Origin of the sequence: Tenacibaculum xiamenense (assembly GCF_964513065.1) — a bacterium.
GTDB classification, from domain to species: Bacteria; Bacteroidota; Bacteroidia; order Flavobacteriales; family Flavobacteriaceae; genus Polaribacter; species Polaribacter xiamenense.
Genome location: NZ_CAZEQU010000040.1, coordinates 64,584 through 87,293, shown reverse-complemented (window position 1 = coordinate 87,293; position 22,710 = coordinate 64,584). Strand labels below are relative to the sequence as shown.

Annotated in this window: 22 protein-coding genes; 10 read left to right on the top strand and 12 right to left on the bottom strand. The window is 31.8% G+C overall.

Annotation, left to right across the window (positions count from 1 at the left end; genetic code table 11):
- Positions 1–46: 46 nt before the first annotated feature.
- Both ACKTTV_RS19610 and ACKTTV_RS19605 read right to left on the bottom strand, forming a co-directional pair.
- Positions 47–1,900: a PorP/SprF family type IX secretion system membrane protein gene (locus ACKTTV_RS19610; protein ID WP_408032582.1), complete on the bottom strand. Its 1,854-nt coding sequence runs from the start codon at positions 1,898–1,900 to the stop codon at positions 47–49.
- 6 nt (positions 1,901–1,906) lie between these two features.
- A complete protein-coding gene (locus tag ACKTTV_RS19605) occupies positions 1,907–4,129 on the bottom strand; it encodes an Ig-like domain-containing protein (protein ID WP_408032581.1) in 2,223 nt (740 codons plus the stop codon).
- 172 nt (positions 4,130–4,301) lie between these two features.
- Between ACKTTV_RS19605 and porQ the strand changes: the two genes are divergently transcribed.
- From porQ to ACKTTV_RS19590, 3 genes are all read left to right on the top strand, one after another.
- Complete coding sequence (gene porQ / locus ACKTTV_RS19600; RefSeq protein ID WP_408032580.1) at positions 4,302–5,354, top strand: type IX secretion system protein PorQ; 1,053 nt, start codon at positions 4,302–4,304, stop codon at positions 5,352–5,354.
- Between the two features lie 39 nt (positions 5,355–5,393).
- Positions 5,394–6,083, top strand: a complete 690-nt coding sequence (gene cmk / locus ACKTTV_RS19595) for a (d)CMP kinase (RefSeq protein ID WP_408032579.1) — start codon at positions 5,394–5,396, stop codon at positions 6,081–6,083.
- Between the two features lie 332 nt (positions 6,084–6,415).
- Entirely contained in the window at positions 6,416–7,294 is an 879-nt protein-coding gene (locus ACKTTV_RS19590; RefSeq protein WP_408032578.1) for an alpha/beta hydrolase, read from the top strand.
- A gap of 48 nt (positions 7,295–7,342) precedes the next feature.
- Here the strand turns inward: ACKTTV_RS19590 and ACKTTV_RS19585 are convergent, their stop codons facing one another.
- Entirely contained in the window at positions 7,343–8,377 is a 1,035-nt protein-coding gene (locus ACKTTV_RS19585; RefSeq protein ID WP_408032577.1) for an RluA family pseudouridine synthase, read from the bottom strand.
- Between the two features lie 10 nt (positions 8,378–8,387).
- Positions 8,388–8,960: a PASTA domain-containing protein gene (locus tag ACKTTV_RS19580; protein WP_408032576.1), complete on the bottom strand. Its 573-nt coding sequence runs from the start codon at positions 8,958–8,960 to the stop codon at positions 8,388–8,390.
- Positions 8,961–9,201: 241 nt separating this feature from the next.
- Between ACKTTV_RS19580 and ACKTTV_RS19575 the strand changes: the two genes are divergently transcribed.
- Genes ACKTTV_RS19575 through ACKTTV_RS19565 form a run of 3 tightly spaced genes read left to right on the top strand, consistent with a single transcriptional unit; the run spans position 9,202 to position 12,461 of the window.
- A complete protein-coding gene (locus tag ACKTTV_RS19575; RefSeq protein WP_408032575.1) occupies positions 9,202–10,176 on the top strand; it encodes a D-alanine--D-alanine ligase in 975 nt (324 codons plus the stop codon).
- A gap of 24 nt (positions 10,177–10,200) precedes the next feature.
- Positions 10,201–10,653, top strand: a complete 453-nt coding sequence (gene coaD, locus ACKTTV_RS19570) for a pantetheine-phosphate adenylyltransferase (RefSeq protein ID WP_408032574.1) — start codon at positions 10,201–10,203, stop codon at positions 10,651–10,653.
- A gap of 59 nt (positions 10,654–10,712) precedes the next feature.
- Positions 10,713–12,461, top strand: a complete 1,749-nt coding sequence (locus tag ACKTTV_RS19565) for a M14 family metallopeptidase (protein WP_408032573.1) — start codon at positions 10,713–10,715, stop codon at positions 12,459–12,461.
- Between the two features lie 101 nt (positions 12,462–12,562).
- Here ACKTTV_RS19565 and ACKTTV_RS19560 read toward each other — a convergent pair whose 3' ends face one another.
- On the bottom strand, positions 12,563–12,736 hold the full coding sequence (locus ACKTTV_RS19560) for a hypothetical protein (protein ID WP_176974425.1): 174 nt from the start codon (positions 12,734–12,736) through the stop codon (positions 12,563–12,565).
- Positions 12,737–13,034: 298 nt separating this feature from the next.
- Here ACKTTV_RS19560 and fumC point away from each other — a divergent pair, with 298 nt between their 5' ends.
- The 4 genes from fumC to ACKTTV_RS19540 all read left to right on the top strand — a co-directional run bounded on the left by fumC (position 13,035) and on the right by ACKTTV_RS19540 (position 16,394).
- Entirely contained in the window at positions 13,035–14,432 is a 1,398-nt protein-coding gene (gene fumC / locus ACKTTV_RS19555) for a class II fumarate hydratase (protein WP_408032572.1), read from the top strand.
- A gap of 193 nt (positions 14,433–14,625) precedes the next feature.
- Positions 14,626–15,204 (top strand): Crp/Fnr family transcriptional regulator, encoded by a 579-nt coding sequence (locus ACKTTV_RS19550; RefSeq protein WP_408032571.1) that lies wholly within the window; start codon positions 14,626–14,628, stop codon positions 15,202–15,204.
- 74 nt (positions 15,205–15,278) lie between these two features.
- Positions 15,279–15,746 (top strand): SRPBCC family protein, encoded by a 468-nt coding sequence (locus ACKTTV_RS19545; RefSeq protein WP_408032570.1) that lies wholly within the window; start codon positions 15,279–15,281, stop codon positions 15,744–15,746.
- Positions 15,747–15,854: 108 nt separating this feature from the next.
- A complete protein-coding gene (locus ACKTTV_RS19540; RefSeq protein ID WP_408032569.1) occupies positions 15,855–16,394 on the top strand; it encodes a GNAT family N-acetyltransferase in 540 nt (179 codons plus the stop codon).
- A 126-nt stretch (positions 16,395–16,520) separates the two neighbouring features.
- Here the strand turns inward: ACKTTV_RS19540 and ACKTTV_RS19535 are convergent, their stop codons facing one another.
- The 7 genes from ACKTTV_RS19535 to ACKTTV_RS19505 all read right to left on the bottom strand — a co-directional run bounded on the left by ACKTTV_RS19535 (position 16,521) and on the right by ACKTTV_RS19505 (position 22,702).
- On the bottom strand, positions 16,521–17,816 hold the full coding sequence (locus ACKTTV_RS19535; protein WP_408032568.1) for a hypothetical protein: 1,296 nt from the start codon (positions 17,814–17,816) through the stop codon (positions 16,521–16,523).
- Between the two features lie 133 nt (positions 17,817–17,949).
- A complete protein-coding gene (locus tag ACKTTV_RS19530) occupies positions 17,950–18,810 on the bottom strand; it encodes a helix-turn-helix transcriptional regulator (protein WP_408032567.1) in 861 nt (286 codons plus the stop codon).
- A 131-nt stretch (positions 18,811–18,941) separates the two neighbouring features.
- A complete protein-coding gene (locus ACKTTV_RS19525; protein WP_408032566.1) occupies positions 18,942–19,688 on the bottom strand; it encodes an SDR family oxidoreductase in 747 nt (248 codons plus the stop codon).
- A 64-nt stretch (positions 19,689–19,752) separates the two neighbouring features.
- Positions 19,753–20,319, bottom strand: a complete 567-nt coding sequence (locus ACKTTV_RS19520) for a Crp/Fnr family transcriptional regulator (RefSeq protein WP_408032565.1) — start codon at positions 20,317–20,319, stop codon at positions 19,753–19,755.
- A 30-nt stretch (positions 20,320–20,349) separates the two neighbouring features.
- Positions 20,350–20,802 carry a YybH family protein gene (locus ACKTTV_RS19515; protein WP_408032564.1) on the bottom strand — a complete coding sequence of 151 codons (453 nt, stop codon included), beginning with the start codon at positions 20,800–20,802 and terminating at the stop codon, positions 20,350–20,352.
- Positions 20,803–20,884: 82 nt separating this feature from the next.
- Complete coding sequence (locus ACKTTV_RS19510; protein WP_408032563.1) at positions 20,885–21,295, bottom strand: DM13 domain-containing protein; 411 nt, start codon at positions 21,293–21,295, stop codon at positions 20,885–20,887.
- 18 nt (positions 21,296–21,313) lie between these two features.
- Complete coding sequence (locus ACKTTV_RS19505; protein ID WP_408032562.1) at positions 21,314–22,702, bottom strand: FG-GAP repeat domain-containing protein; 1,389 nt, start codon at positions 22,700–22,702, stop codon at positions 21,314–21,316.
- Positions 22,703–22,710 lie beyond the last annotated feature (8 nt).

Below are 22,710 nucleotides of genomic sequence, written 5' to 3'. Positions count from 1 at the left end.
TAAGGGGAAAAAATTTATTAACTAGTACTTTCTATTTAATTTAATTCTATTTAATATTTACGATTGATTTACGATCATAATATGAACCATTTAAGTTGTTTTCATACAACTTAATCGCTTCGCTTCTATCTGTTGTTTTTAATATATAAACGTGTCTTAATCCCGTATTTGGATGAATGAAATATCCGGCATCAATATCATCATTTCTCAGCTCATCCACAAATCGGTCAGCATTTGCTTTACTTCCAAATGCTCCCACCTGAATATAATAACCTTCTTCGAGATTTCCAACTTTCTTCATAGTTAATACTCTTGCGGGTGGCTGAGGCTTAGGTTCTTGATAAGATTCTCCACTACCTCCTAATGTTATTTTCACAACATAAACGGCTTCCTTGTACGTGTTTTTATTCTTTAAAGCCAATGGATCATCATCACCTCCGTCAAAAAGTTTTTTCTGCTTAAACTCTTCCGTCATTTCATCAGCATCCTCTTTCTTTGCAAATCTATCAAAATAAACGTAATAATGTTCTGTTAATGGATCAAAAACATATTTAGCTTCTATTCCTTCTTTATCAAATTTACGTTTTTTCTCTTTAATATAAGCTTCTACATTTTCTTTACTCTTAAACTGATTTGCAGCAACATAGTATGCTGTTCCTCCTCCACCAGAACGAGTAATTGTGCTCTCTCTCCATGGAGTATTCTTTCTTCTTCTTAAAGAAGTATCTTTTTCCTCGTTCTCAGAAACAACCGTATTATCAACAACTTCATCCTCAGTTTCATCAGGTAAATTCTGAACAACTTTTGGAGGTTGATTCTTTAATATCCTAAGAATTTCATCAACTTTTTTATTCAATTTATTAATCGAATCATAAGCTCCTTGAATTTCTTCAGCTAAATTATTTAAATCTTTATTTCTATAATTCTTTTTAGGTTTTCTTTCTGGTAATCTAACACTTACACTACCCGCCCTTCTCTTAGGAACTCTCCTAGAAAAAGATTTTTCACCAAAATTATAAATTAATCCTACTTCATTTGTTGCAGCAAAATCACCTTTCTCATAAGAAAAACCAATTGACAACCTATCTGATAAATTTACACCAACTCCAGCTGAAATTCCATATTGCTTATCGTAACCAGCTTTTAGCCAACCAACCTTAGGTAAATCGAAAATAACATTTCCTCCATAACCAAAATCACCTTGACCAGGTTTTCTTGCTAATGCTAAAACTCTTAAATCTGCTCCTTCAAAAATACCTCCTGCATAAGTAAACTCATAAGAATACATTAAATGACCAGAAATTGTTTTTTCTGAAAATGAAGTCGCTAAATCATTTTCTTTCAAATTAAAATCTAATAAATTTTCAAAGAAGACTCCAACATCAAATTTACCAAACGATAAAGTTACCGCGGGTTGCCAATTTACGATTGGAATATCCTGAAAATTACTAACTGCGGGATCAGGTTGTTGAGAGTTTATTTTTAAACCGTCCGCACTTCTTCTACTATACAATACGTTAAATCCGAATGTTAAGTCTAAATTATCGTTTAACTGAATTCGGTGCGCATAATTTGCTAAAGCTCCAAAATCTTTAAAAACTCCGATTTCTTGTTGGTAAATGGCTAGACCTGCTCCCACATTTTCACGCATTTTACCAGAATAACTTAACATATAAAGTTTTGGAGAATCTTCAAACTCAACAAAACTATTTCTTACAATTGCATTTAAAGAAGTTTTATTTTCTCTTAATGCCGAAAATGTAGGCACAGTAAGAAATCGGTTAAACTTCATAAAATTCCTTGATGTAAAGCTATTATATATTTCTGCACCATTAGACACCTGAGCCGTTGCACAGGTAACAAACAATAACAGTATATAAATAATACTTCTTTTAATCATATCCCTCTAATCTATAATTGAGATGCTGCCAGCTTTAATTAACTGATCATCTCTAATGATTTTATAATAAAAAATTCTTTGATTCCCCAAGTCCTCACTTGGCCAATCATTTTTATATTCGTTGGTTGTTAACACTTCTCTTCCATTTGAATCATAGATACTTACCGTAACAGTTGGCTGAAAAGAGTACCTATTAGATATTCGCCATGTATCATTTATCCCATCTTGAGTTCTTGGAGAAACTATATTAGGTACAATTATTTGACTATCTTCTTCTACAACTTCTACTCTCTTATTTACCTGACAATCTCCTACAGTAGCAACTACTGTATAAAAGCCTATTTCAGTAACTTCAACAGTTTCGTTTGTGGATAATAAATCTCCACTCTCATCTTCATACCACTCATAAGATTCCGCTCCACTAGCTGTAATTATAGTAGGTTGACCTGATAATAAAACAACTACTTCTGAAGGAGTTACCACTACGGCAGAATCATCAAAAGGTATAATTTCTATTGGGTCTAATTCTTTTACACAACCGGCACCAATTATTTGAAGTTTATAAATTCCTGTTTCAGTTACTTCTAAATTTTGAGGATCAGCCACCGTAATTTCAACATCGTCTTTAAGCCAAGCATATCTAAAATCACTCACAATTTGGGAAACAGTAAACGTAATACTTCCTCCTGGGCACAGCGAATTTGAAGTTGAAGTTGAAGTAATTTCAGGGTCTTCAATTGTAAGCTTTACATCAATTGTATTAGAATTGTCTTCAAAAGCACCTACGGTTACCATTAATCTATATGGATCATTTTCTCTATAATCTGCTATAGGTAATTCTCTCCCGACTACTCCTGGCATTGCTGTATTATCTCTATACCACTGATAATTCAAATTATCCAAGCGAGCATCTGATAATGGATATTGATTATCATCTGTTCCGATAGCGGTTACTCCTACCAAAATCAAATTAGTTGAAGTACTCTCACACTCTACGTAATCACTCGCCGTTCGAATTTGCGCATCTAGTTCCTTTAATTCGATCAAATTAAATCTTTCCGACTCTTGAGAAAAGTTACACGTCCCTCCTGTCTCCGTAACAACCGCATAATATTCTCCATCTAATGTAGCATTTACTGTATCAGTAAATGTCCCTGGTATTTGAACACCGTTTCGAAACCATATAATATTTACGGACGAAGAAGCTGGCTCAATGGTTATTTCAAGCTCAATTGTTTCACCAGGTAGAATAACGGTTGGTTCAGTAATATTATTAGTTATTGTAAAACTAGCTGTAGATTTTTGTCTTAACTCTACTCTTTGAGATTCAAACCTACAATCTTCAATGAGAATTTCTAAGTAATATTCTCCAAATTGTCCGGTATTCGGAGTAGTATATGTGTGAGAATTTGACGACGCGACTAAACTACCATCCTTGTACCAATTATACGTATATGCTGAATTATTCTCAGCTGCTTCAAATGTATGTGTTTCATCAGCACATATTTCAACCACATTCTCTCCAACTATTTCTGCATTAGCAGAATTGACAACAATAACTGGTATAACTCTTGAATCAACAAATCCACAAACACCATAATCAACTTGTGCGCGATAATTACCTGCTTCAGTAACTGTTATAGTTGGTTCTGTAGTCGTTGCATACACATTTCCATCTTTTAACCACTGATAATTCGCTGTAATAGTTGTATTTAAAGTTAACTGCGCAGAATTACCGTTACCACAAATAACAGCATTGTCCGCGTTGTCATTAATGAAAAGTTCTCCATTTGCGTACATGTCATACGCTTCAAAAGTTGCTGATGGTTGACCGATGATTTCTGGATCAGTAGATACAATTCTAACCCTAAAACTGTCACCATATGTACCTGCCGGTACTTGAAATGAAGCTGGTATATCAGTATTATAACTAGCATTCTGATTCTCTACTGTAGAAACAAAACGAGTTGCATTGGGAGTAGCAGGAAAATTCCCATTTTCATCCGATAATTCTAAATGAAAGACATTACCATTATTGAAGGGTGGTACTCCTGATTTAATTCTGAAAGTGGCAGTGTAATCTTGGTTATTGTTGCTGCATGCTCCACTCGTTTCTAGATCTCCAATATCAGGAACACCTTCAAGCTCTTGCCCAAGGGTGTTAAAACTGCAACATAGCAACAACGTTGCTAAAAGTATCTTTACGCTTTTAGCTAATATTTCACTCATCTAAGGAATTCTTTAGGGGGTGCCAATTTACATATTGTTTTATATAATAACAATTAAAATGTAATTTACCACACCGAAAATTAAAAAATAATAATCACATTTACAAGAAAACATTTTGACTTATGTAAAATAATCGACTTTTTTTACGTTTTTTTGTAGTGGAAGTATATTTATGCATGTGAAAAAAAAACTTGGGTTATTCTTACTATTATGGTGTTCTTACCTCTTTTCTCAAACTGGTGGTGAAAATGCCTTTTCTTTTTTAAATATTGCTACTTCGCCAAGGCAAATAGCGTTAGGAGGAAAAACTCTTACACTTATGGATGATGTGGACCAACCTACATGGAATCCCGCAACCATTAGTAATCGTATGCATAAACAATTAGCTGTAAATTACACTAGTTATTTATCTGATATTCAAATAGGGTCTGTTTCATATGCCTATGAACTTAATAAACATTTTGAAACTCTTCAAGGAAACATTACCTACATCAATTATGGCGAATTGATTAGAGCTGATGAAGAAGGTAATGAGCAAGGTACCTTTAATGCTAACGATATTGCCGTTTCTGTTGGATATGCCAGAAATATTCCTCGGAGTGATTTTTACTATGGTATTAATGCTAAAGTCATATATTCTAATATTGATTCTTTCGATGCTACTGGAATAGCGTTTGATGTTGGACTAACTTATTATAGCACGAGTAAACCCTATATTTTAAGTATAGTTGCGAGAAATATTGGAGTACAACTTTCAACTTTTAATGGAACTCATGAAAAACTTCCTTTTGAAATAGCGATTGCTGCTTCTTATCGTCTAGAGAGAATGCCTTTAAGATGGTATATTACCGTGGATAATTTACAAAAATGGCAAATTACCACCGCCAATCCTTCGAATTCAACTGTAGATTTGGAAGGAAATACAACCCAGGAAAGTATCTCATTTCTTGATAATGCATTTCGACATGTTAGTGTTGGAGCAGAGCTTTTCCCTGAAAGCGCCATTAATTTAAGAGTTGGTTATAACTTTAGAAGAAGTAAAGAACTTCAACTACAAAATATACGATCTTTCGGTGGATTATCCTTTGGTTTTGGTTTGCGAATGAACTCCATAAAATTCAACTATGCTTATTCAAAATTCCATTCTGCATCAAATGTAAGCACCTTTGGACTTCAAATAGATTTAGATAAAGGCATAAGAGGTAAAAATCCGACAAGATATTAGGAAATCTGCCGTATCTTTGTATTCCATACTCATTTATTTATGACCAAGAAAATAACGATAGCCATTGATGGATTTTCATCTACTGGAAAAAGTACCATTGCAAAAGAATTAGCTAAAGAGCTTGAATATATTTATGTAGATACTGGAGCTATGTATAGAGCCGTTACTTTATATGCTATGCAGCAAAACTATGTGTCAATAAATCATTTTAATACCGAGGCTCTCATTAACGATATAAACAATATTTCCATTTCCTTTGTTTTTAACGAAACCCTTGGTTTTGCGGAGGTGTACCTTAACGGAAAGAATGTTGAAAAGGAAATTAGAACAATTGATGTTTCAAAACTTGTAAGTAAAGTCGCAACTATTTCTGAAGTTCGTAAGAAATTAGTTCTTGAACAACAAGATATGGGAAAAAACAAGGGTATTGTAATGGATGGGCGCGATATTGGTACTGTAGTTTTTCCTGATGCCGAACTTAAACTATTCATGACAGCCTCTGCAGATAAACGAGCTAAACGACGTTATAAAGAACTTTTAGACAGAGGTGATAGCGTTAATTATGAAGAAATACTTCAAAATGTTCAAGAAAGAGACAGAATTGATTCAACTAGAAAAGACTCTCCTTTAATTATGGCAAAAGATGCCGTTGAATTTGATAACTCAGATATGGGGCTGAAAGAGCAATTTGAAAGAATTATGAGTTTGGTCAATGACAAAATTCACTAAACTTTGATTGTCTGAGATTTTTGTATTCGGGTAAATATCTTTTTCTTTTTCAAATTTCCTATTCTCAGAGAACATAAAGAAAAAATAACCTCCTGAAATAAAACAACTTAAAAAAAACATCAAAAACTAAACATCTAAAAAACAAGCATTTAACAGCGTTTAAAAGAAACACAATTTTCTTAAATAATAAAAAAGGTAAGTGAAAAACTTACCAATAAAAATTACTTTTACATCTTTATTGGATTTTGTGATTTCCTTAAGCCACCTAAAAGTGTTTTTTTTGGTTTTCTTAGTATATTTGAATAATCATACTTATACAAAAACAAGTTACTATGTCATCTCAAATTAGTATTGAAGAAAGGAGTTTTTATTCAGAAGGAGAAACAATTTCTTCTAAAATATATTTGCCTAAAGATTTTAATTCAGAAAAAAAGTATACAGCCATTCTCCTATGTCATGGTTTTGCCGGCGTGCAAGATTTTTTACTACCAACATACGCAGAGAACTTTGCCAACAATAGTTTTATAGCCATTACTTTTGATTATAGAGGTTTTGGTGAAAGCTCTGGTAGAAGTGGTTTTTTATCAAAAAAGAATCAGATCGAAGACATCCGTAATGCCTTAGTTTTTGCAGAGTCTTTAAAATATATAAACGATATTATACTATGGGGAACGTCTTATGGTGGTGCAAATGTTATTGAAGCAGCCTCTATAGAACAACATAAGCTGAAAGGCGTTATAGCCCAAATAGCTTTTGGAAATGGTGCACGAGTTATTTTTGGAGATAAAACAGAAGCTGAATCAGAAAAACTCGTAAAATCTATTGATAAAATATTAGCTAAACAGGTTTTAAACAACAAAACGTTATCACTTCCTATTAAGAAATTTATGAATGATGAGCAGTCTCAAAAGTTTTTAAACGAGCACCATCATCCGTCAATGGATCAATCATTATCATTCTCAACCATGAGAGAAACTATTGAGCATAGACCTGAAAATCTTATTTCAGAAGTAAAAATACCTATATTATTAATTGGAGCTGAAAAGGATTCAGTGAACCCTGTTGAAGAAACCAAATCTCTTTACGAAAAAGCAAATGATCCTAAAGAACTCTTTATTGTTGATGACGCTGGTCATTTTGACTTATACTTTGGAGAGCATTTTAAAGTTAATTTTGAAAAACAACTAACTTGGTTAAGTTCACTTAACTAATATTTTATAATACTAACATAAAAAAAGGCATCAAATTGATGCCTTTTTTTATACTTCTGAAGTAGAGCTTTTAGAATATCTTCTCCATTTCTCTAAACAGTTTTCAATATCTTTAGGAATATCGGAATTAAACTCCATATATTCTCCACTTGTTGGGTGAACAAACCCTAGTGTTTTTGCATGTAATGCTTGCCTAGGTAACTCTTTAAAACAATTTTCTACAAACTGTTTATACTTACTAAAAGTGGTTCCCTTTAATATTTGATCTCCTCCATAACGTTCATCGTTAAATAAAGTATGACCTATATATTTGAAATGTGCTCTAATCTGATGTGTTCTTCCTGTTTCTAATTTACATCTTACTAAAGTAACGTAGGTAAATCGTTCTAGAACCTCATAATGCGTAATTGCAGGTTTTCCATACTCTCCATCAGGAAAAACAGTCATTTGCATTCGATCTTTCAAACTTCTTCCTATATGCCCTTGAATTGTTCCTTTATCTTCCTCTACATTTCCCCAAACCAATGCATAATACAAACGCTCTGTTGTTTTATCAAAAAATTGTTTTGATAAATGTGCCATAGAAAACTCCGTTTTAGCAACCACTAAGAGTCCACTGGTATCTTTATCAATTCTGTGAACCAATCCTGGACGATCACTACTATTTTTCGGTAAATTTTCAATATGATGAATTAACCCATTAACTAAGGTGCCCGAATAATTTCCATGACCTGGATGCACCACCATTCCCGGAGATTTATTTACAACAATAACCTCGTCATCTTCATAAACAATGTTGATAGGAATATCTTCAGCTACCAATAAGTTTTCATGAGGTGGATACGCTAGTACAACTCTAACTACGTCTTTGGGCTTTACTTTATAATTGGATTTTACAGGTACTTCATTTACTAAAATATTTCCTGCTTTTGCCGCTTGTTGGATTTTATTACGCGTTGCATTTTCAATAAAATTCATTAAAAACTTATCAACCCGCAAAGGAACTTGTCCTTCAGTAGCTACAAAACGATGATGTTCAAATAAATCATCATTTTCTATATCTTGCTTATTGTCTTCTTGCATTCAGTTCTTATTAACCTCCGTTTCCGTCTCCTAAAATTAAATTGATGGTAGATTGTTTTGGTATCTTAATACCAGCTTCAATTCTTTTTCCTTCAAACTTTAACCCTCTAACAACATCTTTTCCTAAATCTTTCACCCAAGTAACCTTATCTCCAACAATGAACCCAATAGATCTTAAATGGGTTGTTGCCTGCCTTCTGGTTCTTCCATTTAAATCAGGAACCTCTACATCTCTGTATTTTGAAGGATTTAAGGTTAAATATATTTTTCTTTTTTCTTTAACAAAATCACCTGCCTCAGGGTTTTGTTCTATAACCGATTTCTTTGGGTAGTTCGGGTTAAAGCTTGCACTATCAATTACTACATATTCTAAATCAAATTCATTTAACTTCTTTTCCACTTCAGCTAATGATAGTTTATCTAAATTTGGAACTTGAATTTTTTGTCCATGGTTGGTTGTAACTCCCAACCACCATTGTAATAAAAAAACAAAAATCAATACTCCAGCAATTGCAATTCCTACTTGTTTAAAAAAGCTTTTGCTCTTAACAAACGAGAACAACCCCTTAATACGTTCTGACATGTTACTCATAATAATTTTTAGTAAAACGAAACAAATTTACACTAAAAATACGTAATAGCATTTATAAATAAGTGGTGAGTAATCTATTTAATTAATATCGGCTATAATTAAAGGTATTTTAGATTCACCTGTAGATATAATTGCTTTAATAAAATTGCTACTTACGCAGAATTTAACTTAGTTTTTTGGTAAGTTTGTAAGATAAAGCTTTATTAAAAAATAATTTTACTTAAATATTCGAATGAGAAAAAATATAGCTGTTGTAATGGGAGGTTATTCTTCTGAAGTGGATATTTCCTTAGAAAGTGGTGCCGTTGTTTTTAAGCACCTAAATAAAGAAAAGTACGCCCCCTATCAAGTTCATATTTTACCAAATAAATGGGTAGCTGTTGAAGATGAAAACGAGTATCTAATTGATAAGAACGACTTTTCTTTTACTAAGAATGGACAGAAAATAACTTTCGACTGTGTTTTTAATGCAATTCATGGTGCTCCTGGAGAAAACGGTGTTCTTCTTGCCTATTTTGATTTAATAGACATGAAGCATACCTCTGCCCCATTTTATCAAATGGCACTCACCTTTAATAAAAGAGATACACTTAGTGTAGTAAAGCATTATGGAATTCCAACTGCGAAATCAGTTTATTTCAATCAAGGTGACCATTACACCGTCAATGACATTATTGACAAAGTTGGACTTCCTTGTTTTGTAAAACCAAATAATGCTGGATCCAGCTTTGGTATTTCTAAAGTTTATAAAGAAGAAGAGCTTATTCCTGCTATAGATAAAGCCTTTAAAGAAGACTCGGAAATACTTATTGAAAGTTTTCTGGATGGAACAGAGGTTTCTGTTGGTGTTATTGAATATCAAGGGGAAACTACGGTTCTTCCTATTACGGAAATTGTTTCAGATAATGACTTTTTTGACTATGATGCCAAATATTTGGGGCAATCTCAGGAAATTACACCTGCAAGGTTAACAGGTGCACAAGAGAAAAAAGTTCGTGAAGTTGCGAAAAAAGTATATGAAATTTTAAATATGTCTGGCTTCTCTCGTTCAGAGTACATTTTGGTAAACGACATTCCTCATTTTTTAGAGATGAATACCGTTCCGGGGCTTACAGAAGCGAGTATTTTACCACAACAAGCTAACGAAAGAGGCATTAGTCTCTCTGAATTATTTGATAACGCAATTCAACAATCTTTAAACTCATAATCAACTCATTAAAATCAAACTATTATGAAAAAAGCTATATTCCCAGGATCTTTTGACCCAATAACTCTTGGACATGTTGATATAATAGAACGAGGAGTTACCTTATTCGATGAACTTATTATTGCTATTGGTATAAATGCTGATAAAAAATATATGTTTTCACTAGAAGAACGTAAAAGGTTTATAGAAGAAACTTTTAAACATGAGCCTAAAATCAAGGTAGTTACTTATAGTGGACTTACCGTTAATTTTTGTAAAGAACAAAATGTTGATTTCATATTAAGAGGATTAAGAAACCCAGCCGATTTTGAGTTTGAAAAAGCCATCGCTCATACAAATAGAAAACTTTCTGAAATTGAAACAGTTTTCTTGTTAACCTCATCAGGTAAAAGTTACATTTCATCATCTATTGTAAGAGATGTAATTAGAAACGATGGTGACTTTACAGGATTAGTTCCTGATGCCGTAAGAATATAAATATGGCTAACTTCTTTTTAAATGGAAGAAGTTAGTTTTAGAATTTTAAATAATTTATTTTGAAAAAACTTTCCCTACTACTATTTGTCATACTTATAACCGCTTGCAATTCTAAAAAACAGAAATCACAGTACGATTTTACAACATTGTTTGAGAAATCAAAAGGAACTGAAACTCCTGTTTATAGCGAAGTAATTGATTACTATAAAAATCTAGCTGAAGCATATTCAGAAATATCTCTTTTTGAAATTGGAGAAACCGACTCGGGTTTCCCCTTACACCTTGTTATTTTTAATAATGAAGGACAGAGTAATTTGACATCTTTAAAACGCTTAGACAAAACTAGAATCTTGATCAATAATGGAATTCACCCTGGAGAATCCGATGGTATTGATGCATCCATGCTTTTGTTAAGAGATATTGTTCAAAATGATTCTCTTAAAAAGGTGTATTCCAATACCATTATTGGTGTAATTCCTGTATATAATGTCGGAGGTGCTCTTAATCGAAATTCTCATTCAAGAGCCAATCAAAATGGTCCTAAAGAATATGGTTTTAGAGGCAACGCTAGAAACTTTGATTTAAACAGAGATTTCATAAAGCAAGACACTAAAAATGCCGCAGCTTTTACAGAAATATTTCATTTATTTGACCCTGAGATTTTTATCGATAATCATGTAAGTAATGGTGCGGATTATCAATATGCAATTACTCATTTATTTACACAACACAATAAGCTCGGAGGAACATTAGGAAATCTCTTAGAAAAAGAAATGAGACCTTTTATTGAAAATCACTTAGCTGAAAAAAACATTTCAATAACGCCATATGTAAACGTATGGGGAAGCACTCCAGAAAAAGGGTTTTCTCAATTTTATGACTCTCCAAGATATTCAACAGGTTATACCACCCTATTTAACACACTTGGTTTTATGGTAGAAACACATATGTTGAAGCCTTATAATATTAGAGTTGAACAAACATATGAAATTATGATAGGTGCTCTTAATTTCGGAGAAACATTTCGAAAAAACATTAAAAATTTACGAGCTAAATCTTTAAATCAATTGTATAAACAAAAGAAATACCCTATAAGCTTCGTCCCTGACAGAAATAATCCTTCAAAATTTAATTTTAAAGGGTATGAAGCAAGCTATATTGATAGTAAAGTTACCACAGGGAAACGTCTTTTTTATGACCGAAATAAACCTTTTACCAAAGAAATAGAGTATTTCAATAACTTCATTCCTGTAAAGGAAATAGATGTTCCAAAAGCTTATGTTTTGGAAGGTGGTTGGCACAAAGTAGTTCAAAGACTTGAAAACAATAAAATTGAATTTATTCAATTTAAAAAGGATACCACCATACTATCCGAAATTCAACACATTAAAGACTACAGTACTAGAAAATCTGCTTATGAAGGTCATTACTTGCATTACGATACATCAGTTGATAAAACCATAAAAGAAGTTACCTTCAAAAAGGGTGATATTTATATTCCTACGCAACAAAAAGGAATTCGTTATATTATTGAAACTTTAGAAGCCAGTGCTCCTGACTCTTTCTTTAATTGGAACTTTTTTGACACCGTTTTACAACGAAAAGAAGGTTTCTCAGCCTATGTATTTGAAGACATTGCTGAAAAAATTCTAAATGAAAATCCTATTATAAAAGATGCTTTCGATAGTAAAATGAAAAATGATGAGAACTTCGCTAATAATAGCTATGCCCAATTAAACTTTATTTACAAGCAATCTCCACATTATGAAAAAGCTCATTTAAAGCTTCCGATTTATAAAATATATTAAGCCTAAGAATAAATTTTTTAGTTTGTTTAAAATTACAAACTATACCAACAAAAAAGCTCGTTCAAATGAACGAGCTTTTTTAATATTTTAAATAAAGTTGCTTACTTACCTTCAGCAGCTTTCTTTGCTTCTCTTTTTAATTTTATGTTTTCCCAGATAGTTCCACCAATCCAGTAAGGAACTACAAATGTTAATAAGAAAATTAACAACCAAAATCCAGCTGTAAAAATAAACATGAATAAAACTAATCCTGAGAATTCTGAAAAATCTAACATTTGTATTATATTAATAATTGTTACGGTTTACAAAATTATAACTATTTTTTCTTCCGACCAATAAAATCTAATAAAAATCAACTCCTAAAAGGAGTATAATTTGTAATTTTGGTCATCATTAATTTTTGACCTATTTAAATCATTAAATAATGAAGTCCTTAAGTGGCAAATTGGTAATATTATAGTAACTACCAAAAAACTGAAAAACAAATAAAAATGCTGGTTGTTTATGTTGATATTTCATTAATAAACACTGGTAACAAACTAAAAATAACACATTTAAAATAAACGAATTCGTATGAAATATAGAATCGAAAAAGATACGATGGGACAGGTAGAAGTACCTGCTGATAAATACTGGGGAGCACAGACTGAGCGCTCGCGAAATAACTTTAAAATTGGTCCTGCTGCTTCTATGCCATTAGAGGTTGTATATGGATTTGCTTATTTAAAAAAAGCTGCTGCTTTTGCTAATTCAGACTTAGGTGTTTTGGCTGCTGAAAAACGTGATTTAATTGGTCAGGTTTGCGATGAAATTTTAGCAGGTAAACACGATGACCAATTCCCTCTAGTTGTGTGGCAAACTGGTTCTGGAACACAGTCAAATATGAATGTTAATGAGGTTGTGGCAAACAGAGCTCATGAAATTGCTGGAAAAGTAATTGGTGAAGGTGAAAAAACCATTCAACCAAACGATGATGTAAACAAATCTCAATCGTCTAACGATACATTCCCTACTGGAATGCATATCGCTGCGTATAAAAAAATTGTAGAAGTAACCATTCCTGGAGTTGAACAATTACGTGATACTTTACAGGCTAAATCTGAAGCTTTTAAAGACGTTGTAAAAATTGGGCGTACTCACTTAATGGACGCTACCCCTTTAACTCTAGGTCAAGAGTTTTCTGGGTATGTTGCTCAATTAAACTTTGGATTAAATGCTTTAAAAAATACATTGGCTCATTTATCTCAATTAGCTTTAGGAGGAACGGCTGTTGGTACTGGTCTAAACACTCCAAAGGGATATGATGTGTTAGTTGCAAAATATATTGCGGAATTTACGGAATTACCATTTGTTACTGCTGAAAATAAGTTCGAAGCTTTAGCTGCTCACGATGCTTTGGTTGAAACTCATGGTGCTTTAAAGCAATTGGCTGTTTCATTAAATAAAATAGCTAATGACATTCGTTTAATGGCTTCTGGACCTCGTTCAGGAATTGGAGAGTTAATTATTCCTGCTAACGAACCAGGTTCTTCAATCATGCCAGGAAAAGTAAACCCTACTCAAGCAGAAGCTATGACTATGGTTTGTGCTCAAGTAATGGGTAATGACGTTGCAGTAACCGTTGGTGGAACTCAAGGACACTATGAATTAAACGTTTTCAAACCAATGATGGCTGCTAATGTTTTACAGTCAGCTCAATTAATTGGAGATGCTTGTGTTTCATTTGATGTAAACTGTGCAGCTGGTATTGAACCAAACCATGGAAGAATTACTGAATTAGTAAACAATTCGTTAATGCTAGTTACCGCTTTAAATACCAAAATTGGATATTATAAAGCTGCTGAAATAGCAAATACAGCACATGCTAATGGAACTACTTTAAAAGAAGAAGCTATTAACTTAGGTTATGTTACTGCTGAAGAGTATGACGAGTGGGTGAAACCTGAAGATATGACTGGAAGTTTAAAATAAAACTTGTCTATATAAATAAAGAAAACCATAGCTTTTCGGGTTAATCGAATTGTTATGGTTTTTTTATTGAGTAAATATGAACTTACTGATATCTCTTATATTAAAATATATCATTTCAAGTTACTAGAAATAATATTTTGTAATATCTTTTTCTTTTGTATTGAAAATAACTCAAGCCATAAAAAAAATTAAAATGTCAACAATACCATTACTTTTAGAATATTTTAATTCTTCAGAAATATTAAAAGAAGAAGATGCTAAACTTTTATTATCCATCTGTGAAACCAGAATTTTAGAAAAAGGTGAATTTTTTATTCAAGAAGGTGAATTCTGCGATGAAATTGCTTTTGTAGCATCTGGTTATTTCCACTCCTACTACACCTCTAAAATTCAGGAAGCAATAACTTACTGCATTGTTTTTCCTAATGATTTTGTTTCTGCTTACTCTTCATTTATATCTTCCGAAAAATCTCCAATTAGCATAAGAGCATTAAGCAAATCTGAAATCTGCGTTTTTTCGAAAAAGAACCTTACAAAACTTATAAATACCAACTCAAAAATTCAACGATTTTTTAGCACATTGAATGAAAAATATCTTATAAAATTAGAGAATAGGTTTTTTCAATTACAAAAAGAAGATGCTAAAACTAGGTATATTTGGCTTGTTGAAAATCACCCTGAATTTATTCTTAATATGCCTCTTAAGTTAATAGCTTCCTATTTAGGAATTACTCCAAGACATTTGAGTAGAATTAGGACCGATATTAATTAATGGACAAATGTCTATCGATAAATTGATAGCATGATTCTAATTTTGTCAATACTAATCGAAATAATATTTGCCTTATGACAAAAGTATTAACAAAACAAAGCATAGATATTGAAGCTCCTATTAACCAAGTATTTGAATTTATTTCTAACATGGAAAATTTTCAACGTTGGTTTCCTGAAGTAACTAAAATTATTTCTAATAATGAATTGCACCATGGCAGTGTGGGAAAAACATATTTAGAACACGTAATTCTTCCCCCAAACGGCCTTCAAAAATTGAAAATTGAAGTGAAAAAGGTTGAAATACCGACACTTTTTGTTACCGAAAGTGAATACAGCCCTTTGCTACCAAGAATGACTATAAAGCTGAATTCAATTGACAATAAAAACACCTATCTTGAATGGATGATGGAAAGTAGAAATACTGAAGAATATTTTATTAAAAACTTACTTCCAAACTTTAAAATGCTCATAAATGACCGAGCCATATCTGGTTTAAAAAACTTAAAAAACCTTTTTAAAGAAGTAAAATCAACACATTAAAAAAATAAATAAAAACCACAACTAAAAAGTTCTGGTTTTTATTTATGTGTGTTGAAAAACTACCTATTAAAATGTAGTTATATTTGCAATGATTATTGAATAAATAATATGGAATATATTTTAAAAGATCAGGAAACTGAAAGAATCTTGTTTAGACAAATAAACCTTTCTGACTTCGATGATTGGTTAGAATTTCATAAAAGTCCATTAACTTCTATTCACTGGAATTCGGAATTAGAAAGTCCAGAAATGGAATGCAAAAAATGGTATGATAAACAATTTCATCGTTACGAAAATAATTTAGGCGGAATGAATGCCATGATTGAAAAACAGTCAGGAGAGTTAATTGGACATTGTGGTCTTTTAATTCAAACTGTTGATGAAAAGACAGAATTAGAAATTGGATATTCCCTTCTCCCTAAATTTTGGAAACGTGGCTTTGCTAGCGAAGCTGCAGTGAAATGTAGGGATTATGCTTTCGAAAATAACTTAGCCAATTCTATTATTTCAATTATTAGCTTAACCAATAAACCTTCCGAAAATGTTGCTATCAAAAACGGAATGACCGTAGATAAAAAAACGGATTACCATGGTAATGCAGTTAATATTTTCCGAATCCATAAATCAGAGTGGGAAGAGATTAAGTAATTTTTAAAAAAAAGCCACAACCTTATGGCTGTGGCATCCTACTAGCTTAATTAAGTTACAGAATATGGTACCTGTATTTGAGGAAACAAGTTTTAAGTATAGCAGGTGTATTTCAATGCCCCCACATTAAAATAATCGTATTTTTTTTGCTCTTAAAAATCGCTGGGGATAAAAAAGCACTTGAATTAAGTTATATTCTAATTGGTCAATTTTAAATCGTTTACCATTTACCGTATAGTTTGCGAAAGGATACCATCTTAAATTAGTCCTTAACACTAAGTACTCTTCTGTTTTACCTGGAACAATATCCCATCCAAATGTAAACCCAGGCTCTACTCTCTTGAAATTATGCTCGTATGAAATAGTATTGTTCTTTTCGGTAAGATTAATTTTATCATAGGCTATATTCAATCCAACATAAGGAGCAAATCCACTATAGTCCGTTAAAAACTTTGTAAACTCCAAAGCAAACGACGTTTTCTTGATACGTAATTGCTCTCCGAAAGCACTTCGTATAAATTCAGGGTTTCTAAAAGAAAGTGCTGTAAACATATTCAATTTGTTGAACTGATACCCCAATGCAATATCAAAATAACTTTCCGAGCTTTTTCTTTTTTCTAAATATGGATATTTATCATTAAGATATTCCGATTGCGATAATGAAAAAGAAATTGAAGGGCCTATTCCAACAAAAAAGTCTCCAAAACTATTAGAGTTATAACCTAAACTTGAAACGGTCGGATAACTATTCCAACGTTCTTCAGAATTCTCATATTTATTATCGGCACTGCTTTCCATATAATACAATAAACTTAAATTTAAACTGTATTTTGGAGTATGGATGGTTGCAAATTCGTTCTTTGATATAGGGTACTGCCATTCGTTATCTAAAAAGAAATCAGCACCTAATCTTACAGCAAAATTCTTGTAGCCATATAAAATTCCGATATTAGGAACTAACGAAAAGTTTTTCTCTAATTTAGGACCTTCATTAATCGGGTCATTCCCTTGTTGAAAATCAAATGCAGACCAATTCAAACCAATGTAAGGTCTTAGCTTCTTCTCACGAAAAGCCCATGGTAAAAATCGAGCTCCTGTCACTGCAACATGCTTAAAATTATACGTATTTTCATTTGTATGAAATTGTCGCAATGGAAAGGAAACAAAAAATTCTGCATGTCCCCAAAAATGAAATCCTCCCCAAGACAAATTGGTGTTGAAACTTCCTGAATGCTTTATACTTTCTCTTCCCGAATTGGATAGTATTTCTCCTGTAAAGGATGGCACATAACTTCCTCCTAGTTCATAATATGTTTTTGCAAAATTCAATCTAGTTTTCTTTGCAAAGGGATTGGAATTATCTTGTGCCCGTAAATGCATTCCTCCCAATAAGATTAACAAAAAAATTAATATACGTTTCACTTCTGCTAGTTTTTGTTTTCCCTGCAAAAGTGTAAACAGAAAACCTAAGAAACAATCATGAAAAAGTACGAATTAGAGGTGAGTATTGAAATTCATACAAAAGTATGAATACTATAAACCAACACTTTATCTTCTAAACAGAAAGTAGCTTGATAAGTTCGAACTTACTATTTACTTGGCATTTTTTATACACATTCGACACATGTGTTTTTACTGTTGGAATAGAAATAAACAGCTCTTCTGAAATTTGTTTATAGGTCATTCCCTTCACAAGCAATTCAGCAATTTCTTTTTCTCTTTTTGTAAATGAATAGTTATGTATGTTTTGAGTAGCACTAATTTCTTTAGCTTTAAACAGAGCCAACCTTTCAAGGTCATCCCAAATTTTACAAACAGCCAATATGATAAAGATTAGAGGTAATAAAAATCCAATTTTAAGGCTTATTTTATTCAGTTCGGAAATATAATTTGTTATTAACGATATTGAAATAACTATAATAGTTCCATAAGTTAAAAATCGTTCTATTTTCGCAGTACTAGCGGTAATGGTCTTAGGAGTTGTCTTTTGAATTACAATCATTGATACTACTACAGAAATCCCGAGGAAAAGAGCTACCAATTTATCAACAAATACTAAAAAGTTTACAAAACCTTTTACTACTATTAAACAGATTAAGATTCCAGCTGAAATAAATAGTGCCTTTTTCGCTCCTTTTGGAACTGTTAGTTTTCTTTCTGAAATGGCCTGCAAAGGTGTTGTAACTGCTATTAGAACCATTGATAACATTGTTGCAATACTTGTTTCTGCATCTTGGGGAAGCGGTACAAAAACAGCATCAACAGTAATTGCAATAATTAGTAAAAGCAATGAAATAGTAAAGTATACAGTTTCTATGGTTTCTATTTTTCTTTTATAACAAATCAATTGTAAAAACAAGGCTACAATTAATAAGGTATATGTAATAATTAATAGAACAATTTCTACTGTCTTCATCAATTAATATGGTTTCAATGGATTAAAAATGAAAAAATGCGTTCCATTCTGTAAAGAACAAAACACAAATTTAAATTAATCTTTAGTTAAATTTATTTGTTTCTACATAAAAATTAATGAAATCGAACTGATTACTTATCCTTCAAATTATTAACTAATTTAAACGCATAATTTGGAAGCAATCGAGATAAAAAGTATAACAATTTTACACCTCCTATGCGAATTTCACATTTACCTTTTTCTAACCCCACAAGCATTTCAGAGACTGCTTTTTCGACAGGAATTGCAATCTTAGGTGGATTTCCGTTATGCCATGGGGTATCTACTGCAGGAAACATTACTTCAGTTACTTTAATTCTTTTGAGAGCCAACTGGAGTCTTAAAACCATTGTAAAGGAATGTAACGCTGCTTTCGTTGCATTGTAAAATGGATAATCAATTCTTGGCATATATATCAAACCGGTAGTAACATTTATTATTGTTGCATTATCCTTTCCTGTAAAATGATCAGCTAACAAACTACTAAATTGTATTGGAGCCGTTAGATTAACAGCTATTTCTTTTTCTGCCATAGATACAATTCCTTCGGTTTCAGTAAAGCTGGTTTTATGAACAATAGCCGCGTTGTTAATTAATACATTGAGTTTGGGAAATAATTGAACAATCTTGTTTATTAACTCTTTACATTGCTCGGAAGATGAAATGTCACATTGAAAAATATGTAATTCAGGAATATATTCTTTTGCTTTCTGTAATTTCTCTATTGAGCGACCGCATACAATAACCTCGTTATTACGTTTAACAAGCTCTCTACTCAACTCTAAACCGATTCCTGAACTTCCCCCAGTAATTAAAATTGTGTTATTCTTTAAATCCATTATTCTACTTTTAAAATTTGATTTCAAAAGTAGAACCTAGCATCCACCTCCGCATTGACCTATGTTAAGTGCCCATTTTTTTTCGGATACGACTTAAGGATTCAGGTTGAATACCTAAATAAGAAGCAATAATAGTTTGACTAATTCTATTTTCTATTTCGGGATAATTTTGGAGAAAATCTCGGTAACGCGTTTCGGCATTTAACAATAACAAATCTCTTTCTCTTTTTTCTTTTGTGATGAATCCCTTTTCTACAAAAGATACTAGAAATTTATACCAATAATTATCAGAATCTAGGAGTCTTTTCCATTTCTCATAACTGATTGTAAATAGTTCAGCATCTTCAAGGGCTTCAACGAAGAAATATGAAGATGTTTCTGTAATCATAGCAGAATACGAAGTAAGGAAAGTATTTTCTTGAACTAGGCCTTTCGTATACTCTTTTCCTTCTTGGTTAATGTAAACATATCGAAATAATCCAGATAGCACAAAGCCTAATTTTTTAGGTATTTCTCCTTCCCTAATATAATGTTCACCTTTCTTTATCTTTATCAATGTGCCTACAGATAAGAATTCTTCTATTCTATCTTCAGATAAAACATTCTTCAGAGCAATCTCAACTTTCCTCATTAGTCAACAGCAATAAATACTATTACACAATTAACATGATGTATCGGCAATAATTTTCCATTTTCCATTAATCTTCTTGAAGATAATCATGAAAATACCGTTTGCATTACCAGCTTTTCTTGTAAGGTGGTACTCACCCATTACAAAGTAAGCCCCTTCATTAATTTTGGAAATATCATTTATCTTGAATTTTAACTCTCCTGTATGCTCTTTTGTAGGATACCCTTTTTCATAATTAGCTAATGTCTTTGCCCATCCTTTTGTTACTCCGTTTCTACCATAAAACTTTAAAGAGTCACTTTTCCAGTAACCAGCCATAAAACCTTTTAAGTCATTTTCCGACCAAGCTTTTTCCTGAGCCTTCATTATTGCAATAATCTCCTTCTTTTGTTGATCTTCTTTAGAGTTTTGAGCATTAGAATTAAAAGAAATAAAAAAGATTGCAACGAACGTAAGAAGAACACTATTTAACTTATTTGACATGGCTTTTATAATTTTTAGGAATACTGTTATTTCACAAATATAAAAGAAATAAGTTTTTCGCCGTGGATTGATAATCCTCAGTTTACTCTATATTACTTCCTCCCCAAACAGCAGAGTACCTCTGACAATGAATTACAATACTTTTATAAGTTTTTAGATCAATACTCTCTGGTATTTTAAACTCCTGACTTCCAGAAAACTTAATTTCCCCTAAAAAAACACCGCCCTCATCTACAGATTCTCTCTTGTCTATGTTTCCAATGCTCTTTTTTGACAAATATACTTTCACATCTGGACCTCTACTGGTCTTAAAATCTTCTCCAAATACCAGGTACTTCTGATTATTTTTTGTAACAAAACTCCATGTTCCAGTTATCTTATAATTTTTAGGAACCCAATTACTTCTTTCTTGCGCGTAGTTATTAGTTGTTATCATAGTTATAATAATAAATAGAGTTTTAATTATTGCCTTTTTAACTCCTTTAACTTTCATTCTAATTATTCAATTTAATTATTCAATTCCCTTATTAAAAAAAATCTTCACAGGTCCATCTACATTTCCAATTACAACATCTTCATAACCATTTCCTGTAAAATCATGAGTTAACACTCTGTAACCAAAATTAGTATTGGTCAAGTTCATTTCATTTTGAAAAGACGCAAATTCGCCATTCTTTGACTGCATAAATACTTTTCCTTTTGATGGGAAACTCTTATGATAAGCCAATGGAAATTTTATATAATTTTCTGTTATTATGGCATCTTTTCTTCCATTATTATTTAAATCAGAAAACGCAACTCCCCAACCAAACACATTAGAATAAAGGTTTTTCTTTTTAGTAACATCTTTAAACTCAAAACCACTTACTTGCTCTAATAGCACATAATCTTTTTGAAACTTTTCATTCTTTTCTAAATCACCTCTCAATAAGAAAACAGGGAAGCTATTTCCAACGTTACTCATAAAAATATAGTACTTATCGTTTTCTTTGGATATTTTATCAACAGCAAGTCCCATCCAAAAACCATAATCTATTGGAAGCTGATGCTTTTTGAATGTACCATTACCTAAGTTTTCATAAATGAGTCCTATGTTCGTATTTGGAGCTACAACTAAATCAGGATATCCATTATTATTAATATCGACAAATTTTGACAAATACGTATTTTCAACAAGTTCTAAATTGGCCTCTTTGGTCATATTTACAAATGTTCCATTTCCTTTGTTTTTTAGAAAGATGTTTGCTCTTTTATTCGTAGTATCATGATAAGTTGCCGACGTGAAGTGTGCAAAATCAACAAAAGTACAAACAAATAAATCTTGAAAACCAGATTTACTGGTATCGGCGAAGCTTATATCATGAGGAATACTTGCATCGGGAATATCAGATATTTTAACAGGCTCTTGATACATTTGTCTATCATTATCGAACTTGTAGCTATAAATTCCAGATTGATAACCGACAATAACTTCTTTGGATCCATCATTATCAATATCAACAAAAACCATTGAATATGCGGCCTCATCGAAACCTTCTAATTTCAAATCATGCGCAATATTCTTAAAGTTTTTATTCTCATAAATATATACCTTGTTCTTTTGTTTTTCACCTCCAGTAAGAAACAAAGCTATTCTATTATCATTAAATGGATGAAACACTTTTAAATCCATAAAAGGCATTGTTGTTTTTCCAGCGAAAAACCTGTGTCCTTCTAAATCCAAAGATTCAAACTTAGGTAAGTTACTTTTGCCTAACTCTTTAATATATTTTTCCTTATAAACTTTTTGTGTTTTGTTGAAATTATAGTGATTAAAAAAATACATCCATAATGGAATACTTATTAATACCACGAGTACATATAGAAAAAGCATTTTCTTAGATTTTAGTTTTTCAGTCATTTATCTAA